This is a genomic window from Shewanella sp. ULN5 (assembly GCF_030731885.1).
Classification (GTDB): Bacteria; Pseudomonadota; Gammaproteobacteria; order Enterobacterales; family Shewanellaceae; genus Shewanella; species Shewanella holmiensis.
Window position 1 is genome coordinate 71,740 of sequence record NZ_JAPJEE010000011.1, and the last position, 21,587, is coordinate 93,326.

18 protein-coding genes and 2 tRNA genes are annotated in these 21,587 nt (G+C 40.4%); 10 read left to right on the forward strand and 10 right to left on the reverse strand.

The genetic code is table 11. From position 1 onward, the window contains the following. The first annotated feature begins 168 nt into the window (after positions 1-168). Complete coding sequence (locus tag ORI98_RS11900) at positions 169-738, forward strand: GNAT family N-acetyltransferase (RefSeq protein ID WP_306135349.1); 570 nt, start codon at positions 169-171, stop codon at positions 736-738. A gap of 168 nt (positions 739-906) precedes the next feature. On the opposite strand, the gene trxB is transcribed toward ORI98_RS11900, so the two are convergent. Together trxB and msrA are read right to left on the reverse strand one after the other, a co-directional pair. Then, positions 907-1,860 carry a thioredoxin-disulfide reductase gene (gene trxB, locus ORI98_RS11905; protein WP_261296696.1) on the reverse strand — a complete coding sequence of 318 codons (954 nt, stop codon included), beginning with the start codon at positions 1,858-1,860 and terminating at the stop codon, positions 907-909. Between the two features lie 158 nt (positions 1,861-2,018). Beyond that, on the reverse strand, positions 2,019-2,498 hold the full coding sequence (gene msrA / locus ORI98_RS11910) for a peptide-methionine (S)-S-oxide reductase MsrA (RefSeq protein WP_261296695.1): 480 nt from the start codon (positions 2,496-2,498) through the stop codon (positions 2,019-2,021). Positions 2,499-2,688: 190 nt separating this feature from the next. Here msrA and astE point away from each other — a divergent pair, with 190 nt between their 5' ends. From astE to nadA, 5 genes are all read left to right on the forward strand, one after another. Beyond that, complete coding sequence (gene astE / locus ORI98_RS11915) at positions 2,689-3,732, forward strand: succinylglutamate desuccinylase (RefSeq protein WP_306135350.1); 1,044 nt, start codon at positions 2,689-2,691, stop codon at positions 3,730-3,732. 167 nt (positions 3,733-3,899) lie between these two features. Continuing rightward, a complete protein-coding gene (locus ORI98_RS11920; RefSeq protein ID WP_261296693.1) occupies positions 3,900-5,078 on the forward strand; it encodes a thiamine pyrophosphate-dependent dehydrogenase E1 component subunit alpha in 1,179 nt (392 codons plus the stop codon). Between the two features lie 3 nt (positions 5,079-5,081). Beyond that, positions 5,082-6,059 (forward strand): alpha-ketoacid dehydrogenase subunit beta, encoded by a 978-nt coding sequence (locus tag ORI98_RS11925; protein WP_261296692.1) that lies wholly within the window; start codon positions 5,082-5,084, stop codon positions 6,057-6,059. Between the two features lie 8 nt (positions 6,060-6,067). Then, positions 6,068-7,642: a dihydrolipoyllysine-residue acetyltransferase gene (locus ORI98_RS11930; RefSeq protein WP_306135351.1), complete on the forward strand. Its 1,575-nt coding sequence runs from the start codon at positions 6,068-6,070 to the stop codon at positions 7,640-7,642. Positions 7,643-7,754: 112 nt separating this feature from the next. After that, on the forward strand, positions 7,755-8,822 hold the full coding sequence (nadA, locus tag ORI98_RS11935) for a quinolinate synthase NadA (protein WP_306135352.1): 1,068 nt from the start codon (positions 7,755-7,757) through the stop codon (positions 8,820-8,822). An 80-nt stretch (positions 8,823-8,902) separates the two neighbouring features. On the opposite strand, the gene ORI98_RS11940 is transcribed toward nadA, so the two are convergent. From ORI98_RS11940 to ORI98_RS11950, 3 genes are all read right to left on the reverse strand, one after another. Beyond that, the gene (locus tag ORI98_RS11940; protein WP_306135353.1) at positions 8,903-9,565 is read right to left on the reverse strand and encodes a YoaK family protein; all 663 of its coding nucleotides are present in this window, start codon (positions 9,563-9,565) and stop codon (positions 8,903-8,905) included. A 218-nt stretch (positions 9,566-9,783) separates the two neighbouring features. Then, positions 9,784-10,794, reverse strand: a complete 1,011-nt coding sequence (gene gap / locus ORI98_RS11945; protein WP_261296688.1) for a type I glyceraldehyde-3-phosphate dehydrogenase — start codon at positions 10,792-10,794, stop codon at positions 9,784-9,786. A gap of 181 nt (positions 10,795-10,975) precedes the next feature. Then, positions 10,976-11,824, reverse strand: coding sequence for a DUF2989 domain-containing protein (locus ORI98_RS11950; protein ID WP_306135354.1), 849 nt, complete (start codon positions 11,822-11,824; stop codon positions 10,976-10,978). Positions 11,825-12,026: 202 nt separating this feature from the next. Here ORI98_RS11950 and ORI98_RS11955 point away from each other — a divergent pair, with 202 nt between their 5' ends. From ORI98_RS11955 to ORI98_RS11965, 3 genes are all read left to right on the forward strand, one after another. Continuing rightward, the gene (locus ORI98_RS11955) at positions 12,027-13,460 is read left to right on the forward strand and encodes a glyceraldehyde-3-phosphate dehydrogenase (RefSeq protein WP_306135355.1); all 1,434 of its coding nucleotides are present in this window, start codon (positions 12,027-12,029) and stop codon (positions 13,458-13,460) included. A gap of 233 nt (positions 13,461-13,693) precedes the next feature. Further along, positions 13,694-13,769 (forward strand) — tRNA-Gly (locus tag ORI98_RS11960). A gap of 42 nt (positions 13,770-13,811) precedes the next feature. Continuing rightward, positions 13,812-13,897: transfer RNA gene (locus tag ORI98_RS11965), tRNA-Leu, on the forward strand. A gap of 494 nt (positions 13,898-14,391) precedes the next feature. Here the strand turns inward: ORI98_RS11965 and ORI98_RS11970 are convergent. The 5 genes from ORI98_RS11970 to ORI98_RS11990 form a co-directional block, all read right to left on the reverse strand. After that, a complete protein-coding gene (locus ORI98_RS11970; protein ID WP_261296685.1) occupies positions 14,392-15,987 on the reverse strand; it encodes an ABC-F family ATPase in 1,596 nt (531 codons plus the stop codon). Between the two features lie 205 nt (positions 15,988-16,192). Beyond that, on the reverse strand, positions 16,193-16,810 hold the full coding sequence (can, locus tag ORI98_RS11975; RefSeq protein WP_306135356.1) for a carbonate dehydratase: 618 nt from the start codon (positions 16,808-16,810) through the stop codon (positions 16,193-16,195). A gap of 305 nt (positions 16,811-17,115) precedes the next feature. Continuing rightward, complete coding sequence (locus tag ORI98_RS11980) at positions 17,116-19,788, reverse strand: PqiB family protein (RefSeq protein ID WP_306135357.1); 2,673 nt, start codon at positions 19,786-19,788, stop codon at positions 17,116-17,118. Then, entirely contained in the window at positions 19,775-20,371 is a 597-nt protein-coding gene (locus ORI98_RS11985; protein ID WP_261296937.1) for a paraquat-inducible protein A, read from the reverse strand. Before ORI98_RS11985 ends, ORI98_RS11980 begins: the two co-directional genes overlap by 14 nt. A gap of 79 nt (positions 20,372-20,450) precedes the next feature. Then, on the reverse strand, positions 20,451-21,083 hold the full coding sequence (locus tag ORI98_RS11990; protein WP_261296682.1) for a paraquat-inducible protein A: 633 nt from the start codon (positions 21,081-21,083) through the stop codon (positions 20,451-20,453). Positions 21,084-21,256: 173 nt separating this feature from the next. Here ORI98_RS11990 and ORI98_RS11995 point away from each other — a divergent pair, with 173 nt between their 5' ends. Beyond that, a complete protein-coding gene (locus ORI98_RS11995; protein ID WP_261296681.1) occupies positions 21,257-21,541 on the forward strand; it encodes a YebG family protein in 285 nt (94 codons plus the stop codon). Positions 21,542-21,587 lie beyond the last annotated feature (46 nt).

Here is a 21,587-nt window from a genome sequence, read left to right on the forward strand (position 1 = left end):
TTTGCCATGAGATGTCATCCAACCATGGCGTAATTTAAGCTTATATTAATCTAAATGTTGTTTTGGTGTTATTTCAATGTGTAAACTTGTGTGTCAAAGGTATGCAAAGTATTTACATTTATACTGTGCTTACGAAGTAGAAGATCATCAACACTAGGATTAGCAGCTATGGCAGAGCCTCGCATCATAGAAACAACTCGGCTACAGCTGACACAAATGACGCTTGATGAACAAGCTTTACTGTTCGAGCTTGATCAGGATGAAGCTGTGATGCGTTTCATCAATGGCGGCCATAAAAGCACCATGGAGCAAATTGAGCAATATTTCATGCCCCGTCTAAAACGTTATCATGATCCGCTTAAGGGATATGGCTTATGGAAGGTGTATGCTAAAGCGGATAAAGAGATCCCAGAAACATTAGCGGGACAATACCTTGGCTGGATCTTAGTCAGACCTATGTATTTTTTTACCAGTACCCCTCATTTTGATGATATTGAATTAGGTTGGCGTTTTAAGCAGATTGCGTGGGGGCAGGGTATTGGCACTGAGGCTGCTAAAGCGATCGCAGATTTTGTCGCAAGTCATCCTGAAGTGAGTGCGTTAAGTGCCATTGCAGATGAAGAAAATGTAGCTTCAATTAACATTATGGCTAAATTGGGAATGTCTTTTGTGAAAAAAGCACCACATCCAGACTTACCAGAGAACCAACAAGTAGTGTTTTACCAGCTTAAAGTTTGATTTTAAGCAGACAAATATTGCTATTGGGTTTGTTTAATATATCTTTTTTTTTGCCTGAAGTGACATTTTCAGGCTAATTAATAGGGTTCTGTGTTGAGTGTGTTGATTGTTATTTTAAAAAAATGCCAATCAATTGATTGGCATTTTAATTAACAAAAGTAATTCAAATTACTTTTTTGCATCAAGATAACGTTCAGCATCCAGCGCAGCCATACAACCTGTACCGGCTGAGGTAATCGCTTGACGGTAATGTTGATCCATTACATCGCCACAAGCATAAATACCTTCAATACTGGTTTGAGTCGCATTGCCTTGTAAACCGCTATTTACTTTTAAGTAACCGTGGTTCATTTCTAGTTGGCCTTCAAAAATACCTGTATTTGGGCTATGACCAATAGCAACGAATACGCCAGCAACCTCTAAATCAGTAATAGAGCCATCTTTGGTGCTTTTCTTTTTCAGTCCAGTCACGCCCATTTGGTTACCCACCACCTCTTCAAGCGTTTGGTCTAAATGCAGAATAATATTGCCATTGGCAACTTTATCCATTAGGCGGTCGATTAAGATTTTCTCAGAGCGGAAAGAGTCACGACGGTGAATAAGGTGTACTTCAGAAGCGATATTGCTTAGGTAAAGCGCTTCTTCAACAGCAGTGTTACCGCCACCAATAACGGCCACTTTTTGATTGCGATAGAAAAAACCGTCACAAGTTGCACAAGCTGAAACGCCACGGCCCATGAAAGCTTCTTCTGATGGTAACCCTAAATATTTAGCTGACGCACCTGTGGCAATAATTAATGCATCACATGTGTATTCGCCATTATCACCCTTTAAACGAAATGGACGTTCAGTTAAGGTCACTTCGTTAATGTGATCAAAAAGAATTTCAGTATCAAATTTCTCTGCATGCTTTTGCATACGTTCCATTAATGCTGGACCGGTTAAGTCTTCGGCATCGCCTGGCCAGTTTTCTACTTCGGTTGTCGTGGTTAATTGACCACCTTGCTGCATACCCGTAATCATTACAGGTTTTAGGTTGGCACGTGCAGCATATACCGCTGCTGTATAACCAGCTGGGCCAGAACCTAAAATTAATAGGTTACTATGACGAGCTTCACTCATTTTAATTCTCCGATTAGATGCATGATGCAATTGGCTAAGATTGTAGGGAATTTACCAAAGCGGGTAAAGGGCACAAGCAAGATTGATAACCGATTGGGCTAATCTAGTGTGTCAATAAATGGTGTCAGTCGAAAAATATTTCTGACACCACCACAGATTTAATAAGTAAGGTGACAAGAAGGCAGATTATTTTTCTCAAGATAGTTCTGATGATAGTCTTCAGCGATGTGGAAGGTTTGTAAAGGCACTATTTCAGTGACAATATGACGTGTTCCCCATCGACCGCTTCTGGCAAACGCGAGCTTGGATGCTTCAGCCTGAGCTTTTTGTTGCTTGTCATGGAAGAAAATAGTACTCCGATATTGAGTGCCAATATCGCCACCTTGCATGTTTAGCTGTGTTGGATTGTGATTTTTCCAAAAAACATCCAAAAGATCATCATAGCTGACAACGTTTTCATCAAACTCTACTTGGACAACTTCGGCATGGCCAGTAGTACCTGACTTCACTTCTTTGTAAGTGGTTGCGCTATCTTTTCCGCCCATATAGCCACATGTTGCGTTATTCACGCCATTTATTTCACGGAAGAAATATTCGACACCCCAGAAACAACCTGCACCAAATGTTGCTAACGCCATGACACACCTTTTACATTATAGAAGTCTAGATGGCCGTAATTGTGATTAAGTTTGACAATATATGCAAGCGTTGAATCTTACCAAAAGGACTTTTTAGGGGATCAATTTAATTTGTTTGCGTATGTGATAGAATTCACCTAAGGAAAAACAAGCAAATACCCCAAATAATAACAACAGCAAGGAGCGTAAATTGACTTCACCGCTTATGGAAACCCGAGATTTTTTAGCTTTTACTTTAGAAAGCCCGCTTTCTCTGCCACAGCAATATCACTTTCATTTAGGAAATCATACTCAAGTTGACATACTTGATACTGGAGTGATTGTTTTCACGCCATTAAAAACAGCAGCCAAAGCGCCTAAAGATATTGTGCTTTCATGTGCGATCCACGGCAATGAAACCGCGCCAATCGAAATTTGTAACCAATTAATCAAATCGTTACTCAGCGAAACCCTGATTACCCAACACCGCGTATTGTTTCTGATAGGTAATCCGCCAGCCATATTAAATAAAACCCGTTTTATTGAAGAAAACATGAACCGTTTATTCAGTGGTGCTCACTCTAATGGACAAGGTTTAGTCAATGCTGAACGAGTAAGAGCAAAAGCGTTAGAACTGTATGTGGCAGATTTTTTCAATCAAGGCCAGGCAGGTGCTCAGCGGATTCATTATGATTTACATACCGCAATCCGATCGTCTAAACATGAAAAGTTTGCAATTTATCCTTATCGTCCAGGCAGAAGTTATAGTGGCGAACAAATGATGTTTTTAGCCGCATGTGGCGTAGATACCATTTTATTTCATCATGAACCGACTACCACATTCAGCTATTATTCATCAGAGCAATTCAAAGCCGATGCCTTCACGGTTGAGTTAGGCAAAGTCATGCCATTTGGTGAAAATGATATGAGCCGTTTTGAAGACACAAAACGTATGCTCACAAACCTGATCACTGAAGAGGTCCTGGCCGTTGCACCTTATCAATCTTCGCAATTGAATTTATATAAAGTGTCACGTTCTATAAATAAAACTGCCGAAGACTTTGCATTTAGTTTTGCCAATGACGCACCTAATTTCAGTCAATTCAAGCAAGGTGAACCATTAGCCACTGAAGCGGGTCAAGAGATTAAGGTAGAGCATCAGCTAGAAGCGATTGTGTTCCCTAATGCTAAGGTACCGATAGGTCAGCGCACTGTGTTGTGTTTAGTACCTGCACCTGATGAAGATGTACAGTAGGTGGTTTAGCAAGGCGTAAAGCAAAATATACAAGCTTGTCGATTAAGATTTGATAACGCGGTCCAGTAAACTATTGTATGGAAGTTTACGTTAACGTAATGTTTGTCGGCGAATTATAATTAGACTGCTACCCTTGAGGTAGCACTTCACAAGAACAAGAGCACATTATGAGCAACGCAACACTGAGCAACGAAACAGTGCATCGTGTCAGCTTTCTTGACAAGGCGTCATTGCACATTCCTATTCTGCGGGTTTTACAGGCAGACGGCACAACATATGAAAATGCTGTGTTACCGGTTATTGACCAAGACCTAGCCGCAAAAATTTATGACACTTGCGTATTTACTCGAGTATTAGATGAGCGGATGTTAGGGGCACAGCGTCAGGGCCGTATTAGCTTTTATATGACCTGTACCGGTGAAGAAGCCGCCATTATTGGTAGTACTGCCGCGTTAGATAAAGGTGATGTGATTTTAGCGCAATACCGTGAGCATGCGGCTTTACGTTACCGAGGCTTCACCACTGAACAGTTTATGAACCAGATGTTCAGTAATGAAAAAGATCTTGGTAAAGGTCGTCAAATGCCGATCCATTACGGTAGCAAAGCACTAAATTACCATACCATTTCATCTCCTCTTGCGACGCAAATTCCACAAGCTACTGGTGTTGCTTATGGGCAAAAGCTCAAGGGTGAGCGCAATGTGACCATTTGTTATTTTGGTGAAGGCGCAGCCTCTGAAGGCGATTTTCATGCCGGTTTGAACATGGCCGCAGTACTTAAAGCGCCCGTGATTTTCTTTTGTCGTAATAACGGCTATGCCATTTCAACGCCTACTGAAGAGCAATATGCGGGTAATGGCATTGCCAGTCGTGGAGTCGGTTATGGTATGCACACCATTCGTGTTGACGGCAATGATATGCTGGCTGTTTTAGCCGCAACTCAACAAGCCAGAGCATACGCATTGGAAAACAATGCTCCAGTGTTGATTGAAGCCATGACCTACCGTTTAGGAGCCCATTCATCGTCTGATGATCCTTCAGGTTACCGCTCTAAAGATGAAGAAGCTAAATGGCAGCAACATGATCCGGTTAAACGCTTCAAATTATGGTTAATCAACAAAGGTTGGTTAAACGAAGCTGATGACGTTAAAACCCATGAACAGTATCGTGAAGAAGTACTTGCCGCGGTTAAAGTAGCTGAAAAGTTACCTGTACCTCGATTGGATGAAATTATTGAAGATGTGTTAGACAAGCCAACAGCCGTACTTAAAAAACAGCTGAAAGACTTAAAAGAACACATCAACAAATATCCTAAAGCCTATCCGAAAAGTGCAGGGAGATTATAAGCCGTGGCTCAAATGAATATGTTACACGCCATCAATGAGGCGTTATCAATTGCCATGAAAGCGGATGAGCGCATGGTAGTTTTCGGGGAAGATGTTGGCCATTTTGGCGGTGTTTTCCGTGCAACTTCAGGCTTACAAGAGCAGTTTGGTCGCGACCGCTGTTTTAATACGCCGCTTACTGAACAAGGTATTGCCGGATTTGCCAATGGTTTAGCATCACATGGCATGACGCCCGTTGCTGAAATTCAATTTGCGGATTATATCTTCCCTGCGTTTGATCAAATCGTCAATGAAACCGCTAAATTCCGTTACCGTAGTGGTAATGAATTTAATGTTGGCGGATTAACGTTCCGCACCCCTTATGGCGGTGGTATTGCTGGTGGTCATTATCATTCGCAATCTCCAGAAGCTTATTTTACCCAAACACCGGGTTTAAAAGTGGTTGTGCCGCGTAATCCTGAACAAGCCAAAGGGTTATTACTGGCAGCAATCCGTGACCCTAATCCAGTTATTTTCTTTGAACCGAAGCGATTATATCGTGCATCAGTGGGCGAAGTGCCAGAAGGCGATTATCAAATTGAGTTAGGTAAAGCAGATGTTGTCAAGCAAGGGACTGATATTACCGTGCTTGCTTGGGGCGCACAGATGGAAATTGTTGAAAAAGCCTGTGTGATGGCTGAGAAAGAAGGTATCTCCTGTGAAATAATTGACTTACGTACTTTATCTCCTTGGGATATTGATACTGTTGCAAAGTCAGTTAAGAAAACGGGTCGTCTGGTTATCAACCATGAAGCGCCGCTAACTGGTGGCTTTGCGGGGGAGATTGCAGCCACGATTCAACAAGAGTGTTTCTTGCATCTAGAATCACCCATCAATCGAGTTTGTGGTTTAGATACACCATACCCACTCATTCATGAAAAAGAATATATGCCAGATGAGCTGAAAACATTTGAAGCCATCAAAGCAACAATGGCATTTTAGGAGTGGTCATGATTAAAGATTTTATTTTACCCGATATCGGCGAAGGCGTTGTTGAATGCGAGTTGGTAGACTGGTTAGTTGCTGAAGGCGACACAGTCGTCGAAGATCAGCCTATTGCCGATGTGATGACAGACAAAGCACTAGTGCAAATTCCGGCGCCTTATGCCGGTGTGATCACTAAGCTTTATTACGCCAAAGGCGAAATCGCAATCGTTCATGCGCCTTTGTACGCGGTTAAAGTGGCTGATGATAGCGCTTCAGATACCAGTGATACCGCCGTGAATGCGGTGGCTGCTGAACAAGTGACACCGGCAGCGGTTGTTTCAGGTACGCTGGTTGAAGATTTTCTTTTACCGGATATCGGTGAAGGCATTGTTGAATGTGAGCTTGTGGATTGGCTCGTGGCCGAAGGTGAAATGGTTGTTGAAGATCAACCGATTGCCGATGTGATGACAGATAAAGCGTTAGTACAAATACCTGCTATGAAGGCCGGTAAAATTGTGAAGCACTATTATCGCAAAGGCCAGCTTGCTAAAGTTCATTCGCCATTGTTTGCAATTGAAGTCGAAAGTGATGTGATTGTAGCTGATCCTGTAACTCTATCTACACAGCAAGTTGTTAATCAAGCCGCTAGCTCAGCCGTTTCTACTGAGCCTGTCGTTCAAGGTAAAGCGATAGCCAGCCCTGCTGTTCGCCGTTTAGCTAGAACATTAGACATCAACATTGCTGAGGTGCAAGGTTCTGGTAAACATGGCCGCGTATACAAAGAAGATGTAGAACGTCACCAAAAAGGCGCAGCGGTCAACGTAGCTGTAACAACACCTGCTGTAAGCTGTGCTGTTGCTTCAACAAGTATTGCATCGCCTGTTGCAAAAGGTGCGGATCGCGTTGAACCCATAAAAGGTGTTAAAGCGGTTATGGCAAGAATGATGGTGGAGTCAGTTTCGACAATTCCTCATTTTACCTATTGTGAAGAGTTTGATTTAACAGAACTGGTTGCTTTACGTGAAAGCATGAAACAGCGTTATTCAACTGATGAAGTTAAACTTACTATGATGCCTTTCTTTATGAAGGCAATGTCGCTGGCATTGAACGAGTTTCCAATACTTAATAGCCAAGTGAATGCTGACTGTACTGAAATCACTTACAAGTCACGCCATAATATAGGCATGGCCGTAGATTCAAAAGTGGGCTTATTAGTCCCTAATGTGAAAGATGTGCATTTAAAATCGATTTTAGAGGTTGCTGCTGAAATCACTCGATTGACTGCAGATGCCAGAAGTGGTCGGGTATCTCCAGCAGATTTGAAAGAAGGCACAATTTCAATTTCAAATATCGGTGCATTAGGTGGCACTGTCGCAACGCCAATTATTAATAAACCTGAAGTGGCTATTGTCGCATTAGGTAAATTACAAACCTTGCCGCGATTCAACCAAAAAGGTGAGGTTGAAGCACGTAAGATCATGCAAGTGAGTTGGTCTGGTGACCATCGAGTGATTGATGGCGGCACCATTGCCCGTTTTTGTAATCTGTGGAAATACTATTTAGAACAACCACAAGAAATGATGATGGCAATGCGATAAGCTTGTTAACACAGTAAATATGTTTAATTTATAAAGGACGCTGAATGCGTCCTTTTGTTTTTGAGTGAGTTTTCGTATAATTCGCCCAAAGATGCACACCATTGGAACCGTTATGAGCTTGTCGGCACCCCAAATTAAAACGATTGATTATCCTTTTCCGCCTAAACCGGCTGTTTTGTCTGATGTACAAAAGCAGGATTATAAGGCCCGTATTAAACAATTATTGATTGAGCACAATGCGGTATTGGTAGCGCATTATTATACCGATCCTGAAATTCAAGCTTTAGCTGAAGAAACCGGTGGCTGCGTTTCTGATTCATTAGAAATGGCCCGATTTGGTCGTGATCATCCTGCTAAAACGTTAATTGTGGCAGGGGTAAAGTTTATGGGAGAAACGGCAAAAATTCTCAGCCCTGAGAAAACCATATTGATGCCAACCCTAGAAGCAACTTGCTCACTCGATTTAGGTTGCCCTATTGATCAATTCAGTGAATTCTGTGATGCGCACCCAGATCACACCGTTGTGGTATATGCCAATACCTCTGCTGCGGTTAAGGCTCGTGCTGATTGGGTTGTTACCTCAAGTATTGCCCTTGAAATTGTTGAGCATCTGGATTCAGAGGGTAAAAAAATTATTTGGGGTCCTGACCGTCACTTAGGTTCGTACATCGCTAAGCAAACCGGAGCAGAAATGCTGATGTGGCAGGGCGATTGTATTGTGCATGATGAATTTAAATCTAAAGCATTACTTGAGTTGAAAAAGTTACACCCTGATGCGGCGATTTTAGTGCATCCCGAATCACCAGCAAGCGTCGTTGAGATGGCAGATGCTGTTGGCTCAACCAGTCAATTGATTAAAGCGGCGCAAACGATGGATAACCAAACTTTCATCGTTGCCACCGATCGTGGTATTTTCTACAAAATGCAACAGGCAGCACCAGGTAAAACTTTAATAGAAGCTCCAACAGGTGGGAATGGCGCAACGTGTAAAAGTTGTGCTCATTGCCCTTGGATGGCGATGAACGGTTTACAAGCCATTGAAGCATCATTATCTGACACAGATAAAAGCAACCATGAAATTTTTGTAGACGATGCATTACGGATTAAAGCACTTATTCCACTAACGCGCATGTTGGATTTTGCTAAAGCGTTAAACATGAAAGTAAAGGGTAATGCTTAAGTATTATTCTTGAAGAAAAAGCCGACAATTGTCGGCTTTTTTGTATGTAAAAGAAAATATTGGGTTAATATTTTGAATTGTCAGCGTTTTAACTGCGACAGATATACCGAATAGCTTATTGCCAACATTACACAGATACTTGCTGGCACAAACAGCGCGTTAAACTTAAAGAGAGTAAATAACAAAGCACCAAACACTCCGCCTGAAATAAACCCGGTAATGATCAATATAAATAGCAAAGCTTTTCTTTTATCAAAGGCTTCACCTCTTAACTTGGCGCCTAGCATAATACCTAAATCAGTAAATATCCCTGTAACATGCGTCGTTCGCACAACGGCACCGCTGTACGTAGTTGCCAGTGCATTTTGTAGACCGCAAGCGGCAGAAGCTAAATAATGCCCTTGTACTGAATCGGCAGACAGAAAATATACTGCGCTAAATAGAAATATCGCTTCAAGTATTAATAATCCACTATAGTTCCGGCCTAAAATTAACGAGCCGCCCCGCAGAAAATATCCTGAAATGGCTGAGCCTATAACAAAGCTCAGTAACACAAGCGCCAGGTGAACGACATCAAATAGATTAGCACCAATAATACCGGTACCTAGCATGGTTGCAGTGCCGGAGATGTGAGAAATTGATTGATGTTGAAAACCTAATAGCCCAACCGCATTAACGATTCCAGCCACTAAAGCAAGAATAAATGAACCAAACTCTACCCAACGAGGTAATTTTGAAATCATTAGCAGGCCTTAAGGTGGAATGAAAAATATGATGATTGCAAGATGTAGGCAATTCTTGAGTTTTAATGTCAACAATAGTGAAATAATACTCGTTTATTTAAGTGTGAATCGTGATGCTAATTCAAAATATTAAATAGACACATGGATAAATTGAAATCGAGCCCAAACAAAAAGCCCCGCATTTTGCGAGGCTTTTAGAGAACGAATCGATTAGACGATTACTTAGCGTTCATCAACGCTACAGCGTTATCTAGCATGCGGTTACTGAAACCCCATTCGTTGTCATACCATGACATTACTTTCACAAGACGACCATTAACACGTGTTTGCGTTGCATCGAAGTTTGAAGAGAATGCATTGTGGTTAAAGTCGATAGACACTAATGGTTCTTCATTAATGGCCAGTACTTCTGACATAGGTGCTTGCTTAGATGCACGAGTCACAATTTCATTGATTTCTTCAACAGTCGTGTCACGAGACGCTAAGAAGGTTAAATCAACTAAAGAAACGTTTACCGTTGGTACACGTACAGCTAGGCCGTCAAATTTACCTTGCAACTCAGGAACCACTAAACCCACGGCTGCCGCAGCACCGGTTTTAGTTGGGATCATTGACATTGCAGCAGCACGAGCGCGACGCAAGTCAGTGTGGTATACATCTGATAAACGTTGATCGTTGGTATAAGCATGAATGGTGGTCATTAAACCAGATTCAATACCAATTTCATCATTTAAAGGCTTAGCAAAAGGGGCTAAACAGTTTGTTGTACATGAAGCATTTGAAATCACAGTCATGTCTGCAGTTAATACGTCGTTGTTCACGCCATATACTACAGTCGCGTCAACATTCTTACCTGGTGCAGAGATAATCACTTTCTTTGCGCCCGCATTTAAATGTGGCTGTACAGACTCTTTAGAAGTGAAAATACCAGTACATTCAAATACAACATCAACGTTTAATTCAGCCCAAGGTAACTTAGATGGATCGCGTTCTTGGAACGTTAGAATTTTATCACCGTTAACATAGATAGCTTCATCGTCATGATCAACTTTAGCGTTGAAACGACCATGAACAGAATCATACTTGGTTAAATGCGCGTTAATTGAAGCATCACCCAAATCGTTTAAAGCAACGATTTCGATAGGGTAGTTTTTTTCGCTTTCATATAAAGCACGTAATACATTACGACCGATACGGCCATAGCCGTTAATAGCAACACGGATAGTCATCTCATATCCCTCAGTTAAAAATAAATTTGGTGGCACATAAATCGCCTGGTTGTAAAATTACCAAATTGGTGGGGTTCGTCAAGCTAAATCGCTTATAAAAGTGCTTTTAGACTCAAAAATTTCGTAATTTATTTCCATTTTATGGTTTTTGTGGTTTTTATGAGCAACAAAGTGAAAGTTATTATTGGGCGTTATCGGGTTCATTGAGCAAGATTACGCTTGCTGAGTTGGCAAAATCGCCACTTTTCAAATCGGATATCAAGGTTTGCGCTTGCATATCTAATTGCTGCGCTAAGGCTTGATTTCCACCGATTAAACCAAAAAGTTGTTTTTGATCTACCTGATTTTCAGTGATTAACGTATTTGCTTTAGTAAACAGATAAACGTATTCAAAATTTTGTTGCTGCTGAAAAACACTTGCTAGACCAAGTAACCAGTCAGAATTGAATTTATCAAAACTCGTTTTGGTAAATAAATCTCGGTAGATACGTTTGGCTTCGAGAGGGGAGACTCTTACATAGTATGCAGCTAATTGGCTTAGTATTTGTGGTTCAGCGACATTACCTGCTTGGTATGCAGCTAATACAATATCCTGTGAAGCTTTGTCGTTAAACCTTAACCAACGGTAATATGCGAGATAAATATCAGGATTATCTTTGGTGTATTCTTGCAGCTCATTTAACGTTTGGGTGCTGACAGCATAAGCTCGTTCTCTATCTTGCGTGCGTTCAGGATTTAAAATGTGCTGAACGCCTGCTGCAAGCTCAATACAGTTACTGTAGTTTTCAAGATAAATAAGTTGTTGAAAAAGCTGTTGTCCTGAATGTGTTTCTGTTTGTTTGAGCACTAATCTGTGACGAACAAGATCACCTTTTTCAAATCTGCACCAACTATCTTGATGTAAATCTGCACAAAGTTCAGGATTATTTTTACAAATTACGTCGCTATTTCGGTCATTTTCGCAGCCTAAAAGCCCTAAAAAAGCGCTTATAAAACTAAATGATGTAATTATTACTAGATTTTGCTTCAAAATGAGCTCCTTTGGGGTATTTGTCTAATAAAATTACATATTTAGCGAAAATTTGTTACTGGCGAAATGCAGCCAATTTCATTACAATGTCGCCGACCTAGCGGGGATATTCCCCACAATACACTAATTATTGGTCTTTTCTTTTTGTTACTCAAACCTTTCTAAAAATATATTAAAGAAAAGTGAGATAAAGGAACCCTACATGAGCGCAGATAAACATCTACAAAGTTGGCAAGAACGTTTTGAAATGGCAGAGGCGATGCAACCTCTACTTGGTAAATTATATCGTAACCAAGGTGTTGAGGTTGTGGTATACGGTAAGCCATTATTAAACGCATCGACTATTGAAATTATTAAGTCGCACCGTTTGGTTCGTCGTCATGTGGGTGAAAAATTACGACTACGTGAAAGCTTCCCATTTATCCAAGCACTAAGCAAGCTTGCTGTTAAGCATTGTAAAGTTGATATCGGTAAATTGGCGGTTAATTACTGGCGTGAACATACCGATGCTAGCCAAATTGAAGCGTATATGGCAAACCAATTAGCACAAGGCATTAACCACGGTGATGACATGCCAGCACGTGATGTGGTGTTATATGGCTTTGGCCGTATTGGCCGTTTACTTGCGCGTTTGTTAATAGAAAGAACAGGTAAAAGCAACAAATTATGTTTACGTGCCATCGTGCTGCGCGGTGGTAAAAAAGGTGATTTAGAGAAGCGTGCTAGTTTATTACGCCGAGATTCTGTTCATGGTCCATTTAATGGTTCAGTTGAAGTTGATGAAGAAAACAACGCCATCATTGCCAACGGGACTTATATTCAAATTATTTATGCTAACTCACCTGATCAAGTTGATTACACTAAGTATGGTATTAAAGATGCTTTGGTGGTCGATAATACTGGTATCTGGAAAGATGAAGACGGTTTAGGCTTACACTTAAAAAGTCCGGGTGCCTCAAAAGTGTTATTAACCGCACCTGCTAAAGGCGCAATCAAGAATGTGGTATATGGCGTCAACGAGGACGACATTCTTGCGGAAGATTTAATTGTTTCAGCGGCAAGCTGCACGACAAACGCGATCACTCCGGTACTAAAAGCGGTTAATGATAAGTATGGTATTGAGAATGGACATGTTGAAACTATTCACTCTTATACCAATGATCAAAACTTAATCGATAACTATCACAGTGCAGACCGTCGCGGTAGAAGTGCGCCATTGAACATGGTTATCACAGAAACCGGTGCTGCCAAAGCGGTTGCTAAAGCGCTGCCAGTGCTTGCGGGTAAGTTAACGGGTAACGCTATTCGCGTGCCAACGCCAAATGTGTCAATGGCAATTATCAGCGTTAATTTAAATGCTGAAACAAATCGTGATGAGCTTAACGAGTACCTGAAAGACGTCGCTTTGTTATCTGAGTTACAAAATCAAATCGACTTTACTGAGTCGACGGAAATTGTTTCGAGCGATTTAGTCGGTTCGCGTTACGCTGGGGTAATTGATTCTCAAGCGACTATTGCTGACGGTAAACGTGCCATTTTATATGTTTGGTATGACAACGAGTTTGGATATAGCTGTCAAGTTGTTGGCGTGATGCAAAAGATGCTGGGGTTAACAACGCTATCATTGCCAAAATAAGCCATAATTTGGGCCTTTGAATAAAAGCACCTGTGGGTGCTTTTATTATTTGTATGGCTTATCAATATCATGAATTAAAGCATCATGAACATTTATGCAGCAGTTAAACTGGTTTAAGATAATTTTTTTATTTTATTGATTGACTCTTAAGTTAGAAACGGTAAAATGCGAACCCGCACTCAGGGGAACTTATGCAGTTAATGCAAAGCAACTCTACATGCACTAAAGATTCAGCGACATTAGCTCAGTTGGTAGAGCGATACCTTGCCAAGGTATAGGTCATCGGTTCGAACCCGATATGTCGCTCCAAATTGAGTTTGAATTGTAATTTACAGTTTAAAACAAAAGTTTGCCCGAGTGGTGGAATCGGTAGACACAAGGGATTTAAAATCCCTCGCTGAATAAGCGTGCCAGTTCAAGTCTGGCCTCGGGTACCATTATTAAGCTCTATTTAACATCAAGTTAAATGAGTGATGGATAAAGCAGCCTCAACTTAGTTGGGGCTTTTTTATGTTTAAAATTTGAGTTGACCAAGCATCAACCTCAAACATCTCTTAAAATTTTCTCCGACAATCTTAGATAACATCATTCAGTAGTGGTTTAGTCACAGTGGTGTCGCCTTTATCTTAACAATAACAAGATGATTGAAGCCTAACATTAAACGTCTACAGCGCTCATGAGCTCTTACACCATCTTAGATTGGTTTTCTTGACAGAGTATGTCGAGGCACCGTTTTGGGGTTCTTTCTTGATGTATTGATAAGCAGCATAAAATTTATTACATCATAAGCTTTGCCAGTAGCAGTGCTTGTTTTTCAATGGCTTTGCTAAGATACACTCATAAAAAAGGCCTGATACAATAAATGTATCAGGCCTTTTTCATGAGTGTAGTCAGTAAAATTGTCGACTGACATTTTAAATAAAATGACTATCTAATTTGTAAGCGGATTTTGGCTAGCAAGGTATTCATCAAAGGTACCTTGGAAATTGATCAATTTTTTATCTTTGACGTCAATAATACGGGTCGCAAGGGAGGAGACAAACTCTCTATCGTGGCTAACAAATATTAAGGTGCCTTCAAATAGTTTTAGCGCTTGATTGAGGGCTTCAATCGCTTCCATATCCATATGGTTGGTTGGCTCATCCATAACCAAGACGTTAATGTCCATCATCATCAATTTGCCAAACAGTAGACGGTTTTTTTCACCACCTGAGCAGTTACGCACTTTTTTGTTCGCATCGTCTTCAGTAAATAATAAACGACCTAACATACCGCGGACCATTAAATCGTTATGCTTTGGCGTGCGCCATAATGACATCCAATCAAACAGAGTCATGTCGTTATCAAAATCTGCGCTACTGTCTTGTGGGCAGTATCCAATAGCGGCATTTTCCGACCATTTAATACGACCTTGGTTATGGGCTATTTCATTGACTAAACAACGTAGTAGGGTAGTTTTACCTACACCGTTTTCACCAATAATGGCAAGTTTTGATCCAGCTTCTAGAATGAGGTTGCCATGTTCGAATAACACTTCATCAAAACCATGGCCTAACTCTTCCAGAACAAGTGCTTGGCGATGTAATTTTTTGCTTTCTGTAAAGCGAATTGATGGTGTTATCCGACTTGATGATTTCACTTCATCTAGTTTAATTTTATCCATCTTTTTGGCTCGAGAGCTGGCTTGTTTTGCTTTTGATGCATTGGCACCAAAACGATTAACGAAGTCTTGCAATTCGTCTATTTCAGCACTTTTCTTCGCGTTACCCGCAAGTAGTTGTTCACGCAGCAAACTTGATTGCTCAAGAAAATACTCATAGTTACCAGGGTAAATCCGCAGTTCACCATAATCAATATCGGCCATATGGGTACAAACAGAGTTTAAAAAATGACGATCATGGGAAATGATGATCATGGTACATTTGCGTTTATTTAACTCTGTTGCCAGCCAACTAATGGTATGGATGTCTAAGTTGTTGGTGGGTTCATCCAATAATAAGATGTCTGGGTTAGCAAATAGGGCTTGAGCAAGTAACACACGTAGCTTCCAACCTGGTGCAACTTGTTGCATTAAACCAAAGTGAAACGACTCTTCAATACCCGCTTCTAATAAAATCTCACCCGCACGGCTTTCAGCAGTATATCCATCCATTTCTGCAAACTGGCTTTCTAGATCGCCTACACGCATACCGTCTTCATCAGTCATTTCAGCTTTGTTATAGATGAAATCACGCTCTTGCTTTACTTTCCAAAGCTTAACATCACCCATAATCACCGCATCAACCACGCTATATTGTTCAAACGCAAATTGATCTTGGCTTAGCGTACCGACTTTTAAGCCTGGTGAAATGGAAACATTGCCAGAAGTTGGGGCAAGTTCGCCACTGAGGATTTTCATGAAGGTAGATTTACCACATCCATTGGCACCGATTAAGCCATAACGATTGCCGTGTCCAAACTGAGCAGAGATGTTTTCAAACAATGGTTCAGGACCAAATTGCATAGTAATATTTGCGGTAGAAATCAAAGCAAGTTTCCAAATGAGTGGTACAGAATATTTATCGACAAGTGGCTAGGTTTAGCGTTGTGAGAATAAGACTGATATGAAAGAGTATTTAGGGCGCGGATTATACAGGTAAGTGGTCAATTGTCGATTTATAATGCTATTTACGTTAGTTAAAGCAAAACCCTAAATGTATTAGGGTTTTGTAATTTCATCTTTATTGATGGGGTTATTGCGCTGTATTCATCGCCGTTTCACGATCAATAGTTACATCTAAATCGGTTAACAGGCCATTATCGATACCATAAATCCAACCATGGATGGAAACATTTTGACCTCTTTCCCAAGCTTCTTGCAATATTGGAGATGAAGTGACGTTAGCCACCTGCTCGATAACGTTTAATTCACATAAGCGATTAAATTTAGCTTGCTCATCAAGGTTAACTAGCTCTGACTGATGCATACGATAAATGTCACGCAGATGTCCTAACCAGTTATCAATGAGCCCAAGACGCTGATTTTGCATCGCAGCTTTCACACCACCGCAGCCATAGTGTCCGACGACCATGATGTGCTTTACTTTGAGTACATCGATTGCATACTGTAAAACGGATAAGCAATTCAAGTCAGTGTGGATGACCATGTTGGCAATATTTCGGTGTACAAACACTTCACCAGGCATTAAATCGATTATTTGGTTTGAGGGTACGCGGCTATCTGAGCAACCAATCCATAGGTATTCGGGATTTTGCTGTTTTGCGAGTTTTTCAAAAAATGATGGGTCTTCTTGATTTATGCGTTGTGCCCAACGACGATTATTATCGAAAAGCGGTTTAAGCAGTTTCATAGTCACTCACATGGCATTAGCACAATTAAATGAAGTGCTTATTGTAATTTTCTAACGAGTATATCAGTAAAATTGGCTGATCTGGTCTATCCAATTTTAAGTTTATTTTAATTGTGACTAGAATCAGTTCAAGAGATATATCCTCAACAAATTTATAATGTTTAAAGCTTAATCTCTAGGTGTGTGTTGGTTAAGACATTTTTTGCGCTATCTGACATTATGTCAGATTGGATGTTCAACTACATAAAAAGCGAAGTAAATTATTTACTTCGCTTTTTATTATTAATAGTCAATCTAAGCATTGATTATTGCTGTGCGGGTTTCCATTCTTCCCATTCTGGTTTCATGCGGTTTTGTAACTTAAACTCACTTGATGGGCTTATGCCATTGATATTTGAAGTGATGTCTTTTGTTATTACTGATATCCCACCAGATAATAAGGTTTCCAACGAGCCTGTTTCAATCTGTGCTCCTGAGAAAATACCCACTTCCAGTTTAATTCCTGAGGCATCCCAAAATTGGCTACTGGTATTCACTAAGTGTGAATATTCAGAGCGGATATGTGCAAACATCAATACTTGCTGACCCGTTTTTGACAGGTTGTATCCATCAATTTGACCAATAGCAATCCCTCTGAAAAATATTGGTGTACCGACTTTGATTGATCCTAATTGTTTGTCAATCAGGGTGAAAGTGAGTGCATCTTTAGGGGTATTTGCATCATAACGAGCGGCAAGTTTTGCTTCAAACTGGTTATTTGTTGATTCAGCATCTCCAGGTAATACACTAATATAAGCACCAGTGATTAGGGTATCTACATCTCGAATGCCCGCTAAAGAGACTTGAGCATCAACGACAAAGTATTCGGTATTTTGTTTACTAAAATGTGTTGCATATTCACCATACAAATACGCACTGGCTATTTGATTTGATAAATCTTTTGCCAGCTTAACTTGTTTCACTTCACCTATTTTATGTCCGCGGAAGCGGATAGGGGAGTTAGCTTCTATTTTTGCACTTGCAGGTAAGGTGATTGTTATCGGTTTAGCCTGGGTTAAGGCCAAATGCTGGTTATCATAAAGCTGATCATTAATGGTGATGCCAGTTTGTGACGACAAACTGCTTATATTGACCGATTTAAAAATTTCATCATCGATAAACCCTAACGAAATACTGCCTTTAATGGCTCCAGCAAGTGGTGCAACATCTATTTTAACACCAGCTAAACTGGCGTTAACGGACATGGCATCATTACGCCAAAAAACGGTTTTCGGTTGCAACAACTGTTCGAATTGTTTATCGATCGCTAAATTGAGTGAAAAGAGATCAGTTGCGGCTTGCCACTGAATTTTTGCAATTCGACCAATTTGCATTTTTTTGTAGTAAATGGGTGCCCCTTCGCTTAAGCCTGCACCATCTTGACTGTTTAACACTAACTTGATTTTTTGTTGTTCAGTAAATAGCTTCTGGGCGGTTTCAATACTGTCATAAATGTTAAATTGGCTACCTGTTTTGGCTAAGCTTTTAGATTTGCTTGGAACCAAGGTCACCGCGCCTTCTAATAGCGTTGCGACATCGCGGGTTTCAAACTTAATACTGTCAAGAGAGGCATCTAATTTAATCGCTTGTTCACTGATGAAATAGCTTCCTTGAGTGACAAGAGATTTAAATTCAGGGAATATTTCGACTTGATATTGTACCGCAGAGAAATCATCACTTAAGCGGCTTGAAATGACGGTGCCGATCGGCAACTGCTTATATCTAACTTGAGCACCAATAGACATACCAGTGTGTGAGTCAGACAATAAGGTTAGAGACAGTTTTTGTTGAGTTAATAAATCGGGTGGTGTTTGTTCTAATAAGAAACTTGTAGGTAATGCATCGGTAGCGGTTCCCGGAAGTATATTAATAACATTACCCGTAACTAATCGTGATAAATTCTTTATTCCTTTTAGTGATACATCGGCGCCAGAAATCCAAAAACGACTATCTGATGCCAGTAACGAATGATATTGTTGTTCAAGCGATGCCTGCAACGACACTCCCGCCTCTGTTAATGATACTTTTTCAACTTTACCTACTTCCACTCCGCGATACATCAAACTGGCATTGTTGCTAATCTCTTCAGCTTGATCTAGATGCAAATTGAATACTAATCCGCCATTAGCTTGTTCTTCATCTGCATATAAAGTGAATACATCGCCGTTTTCCGCTTGTTCGATTTCAGTTCCAGTATTAAAGCTGATCCCGCCTGCCAGAATTGAAGCCAGACTTTCAGTATTAATTTTGACCCCGGCTAAAGAGGCATCAATTTTTAAACCAGAGACATTCCAAAAGTGCGAGTCAGCATGAACAAGGTGTGCGTATTGTTCTTGTATAAAGGCACTGATGATGACATTTTCACTGCCGGACAATCGATAACCTACAACGCTTCCTACGGGGATTTGACGATAAAAAATCGATGAGCCTACGTCAATTGACCCTAATTTATCCGCGTGTAACTCAATCACAATTCCTTCGCTGCCTGGGGTGATAGCTGGGGCTTCTCTTTGGGCTTCAAAATTATAGCGAGATTTACCATCGCCAGGTTGTATGGCGATATAATTACCTGAAAACAATGTTTCTAAGCCTTCAACACCCGTGATACTCGCTTTAGGTTTAACCAGCCAAAATTGGGTGTTTTCATTCAAAAAAGGATCAGCGCGGTAATCCATAACCACTTTAACATTGACGCCATTCAAATCTTTATCCAGGCTAACATCAGTGACTTTACCCACCGTTAACCCTTGGTATTTAATTAAGGTTTTACCTACATCAATACCCGTCGCACTAGGGAAATGAATACTTATTTCTACACCAGATTCTTGAATGCTTTTTATGCCTAACCAAGCACCTAGCATTAACGCAACAATCGGCAATAACCAGATGGGTGAGAAAAGTTTTTTCTTTACAACTTTTGGAGATTCAATTTGAGTCATTATGCGTTTCCAAACGGTCCCATAGTAAGCGAGTGTCTAACACTTTTGCTGCGAGTTGAGTGAGTAAAATAACTAATGCAAATGCAGTTGCTGCTGGAGCCGGTTTTGCATCTAGCAACTGCCCCATATTAACCAATGCGACCGTCAAAGAGATGACAAATAAATCTAACATTGACCAGCGTCCTATCCATTCAATAATGTGAAAACCAACCATCATTTTGCGTTTAGAAATTGGAATATTAAAACTAATCGCACATAAATACAGTCCTAAGCCAAATATTTTTAGCCAAGGGACAAGAATGCTGGCGGTAAATACGATGATGGCAATAGGGAACATGCCAGATTTAACTAGATGTGAAATGCCACTAAAGATAGTGTCATTGGTAACAACACCACGATTTGTTAATAAGGTGATTGGGTAAATATTCGCCAATATCAATAAAATTGTCGCAGTAACCAGCAAGGCCCAGCTCTGTTGGATGCTAGCATAATTCCTTGCGCTTAATGGCGAGTGACAACGACTACAGTTTTGTTCAGTTAATGCGTTAACTTTTTTGCACGTTGCACAAAGACAAAGACCCATTTTAAGCCCTTGTGGTGTTGTATTAACAGGTTCGTCATTAGCATTGTCAACTTGAACAAGCAACTCGGGTAACACATTATCATTTTTCGACATGGACATAACTCCACATATGTTCGAGGTTGTATTCGCGCTGCAAAAAAAGAATTGCTAAAAAAAGCAAGGTGAAACTTAAGGTGCCCATGCCAAAATAGACATCAGAGAAATCGGATAATTGAAACGCGGAGACAAGAAAACTGATCACATAAATTTCTAACATGGTCATTTGTGATAACAGGCCATGATTTTTGAGCAAACGACGATAAACGTTTTGCCAAAAAGATGAATTCAAATTCAATTTGATGATTAACACTTGTAGTAAAATTGACAATATCAATAACGCTGGTGCGATAACCGCAGACGCGAGTACGGCCAAACCTACGACCCAATAACCTTGCCCCCAAACTTCAACAGCTGTTTGGTAAACAGTGGTTGTGCGCACACTACCAAGAAAATTGATTTCGAGAACTGGTAATAAATTAGCGGGAAAAAAAACAATAAGCGCGGTAATGCATAAGGCGAGTAGACCATTTAAGGAACAATAAGGTGTGTCATACAAGGCTGTATCACATCTTGGGCACAGTGCTCTTACATTAGAAGGCAAAGCCCGTTTTCTAATGACAAAGTCACAGGAACGGCAAAGTATCACCGCTTTAAATGATTTGGGTTCAGGCATTATGGTTTTTATTAAGGCTATCCATCATCAATAAGCGCTTTATATTATACGAAAATGCCAACATATATTAATAATATCGATGTAAATGTTAAAACAAGTCAATTTGCTATTGCGTCTAACCCTTTATTTATGTCAATCTTTGCACTGTATATAAAAACAGTGGAGATGTGTTCATGGCAGTGATTACCCAGTTTGTCGTGGTAAGAGAAGGGGTTGAGAAGATGACATTTACATCAAAGAAAGAAGCCGATGCCTACGATAAAATGCTTGATGTTGTAGACAGTTTAGTGCCTTTCCTGTCAGCTTCTGAGCTTAATTTAGATGAAAACACTTGCGAACAGTTAGCATTTTACCTTGCGACAAACAAAGACGAGCTTGGGAATTTACTAAAAGGGGTGGTGAAACCTAAATCCATCGTTGAGCCAAAGCCTAAAAAGAAGACTGTTAAACAAGATTAATTTTTTTTAGCGACAACTACTGGTAGTCTGTGTGCTTTAAAGAATG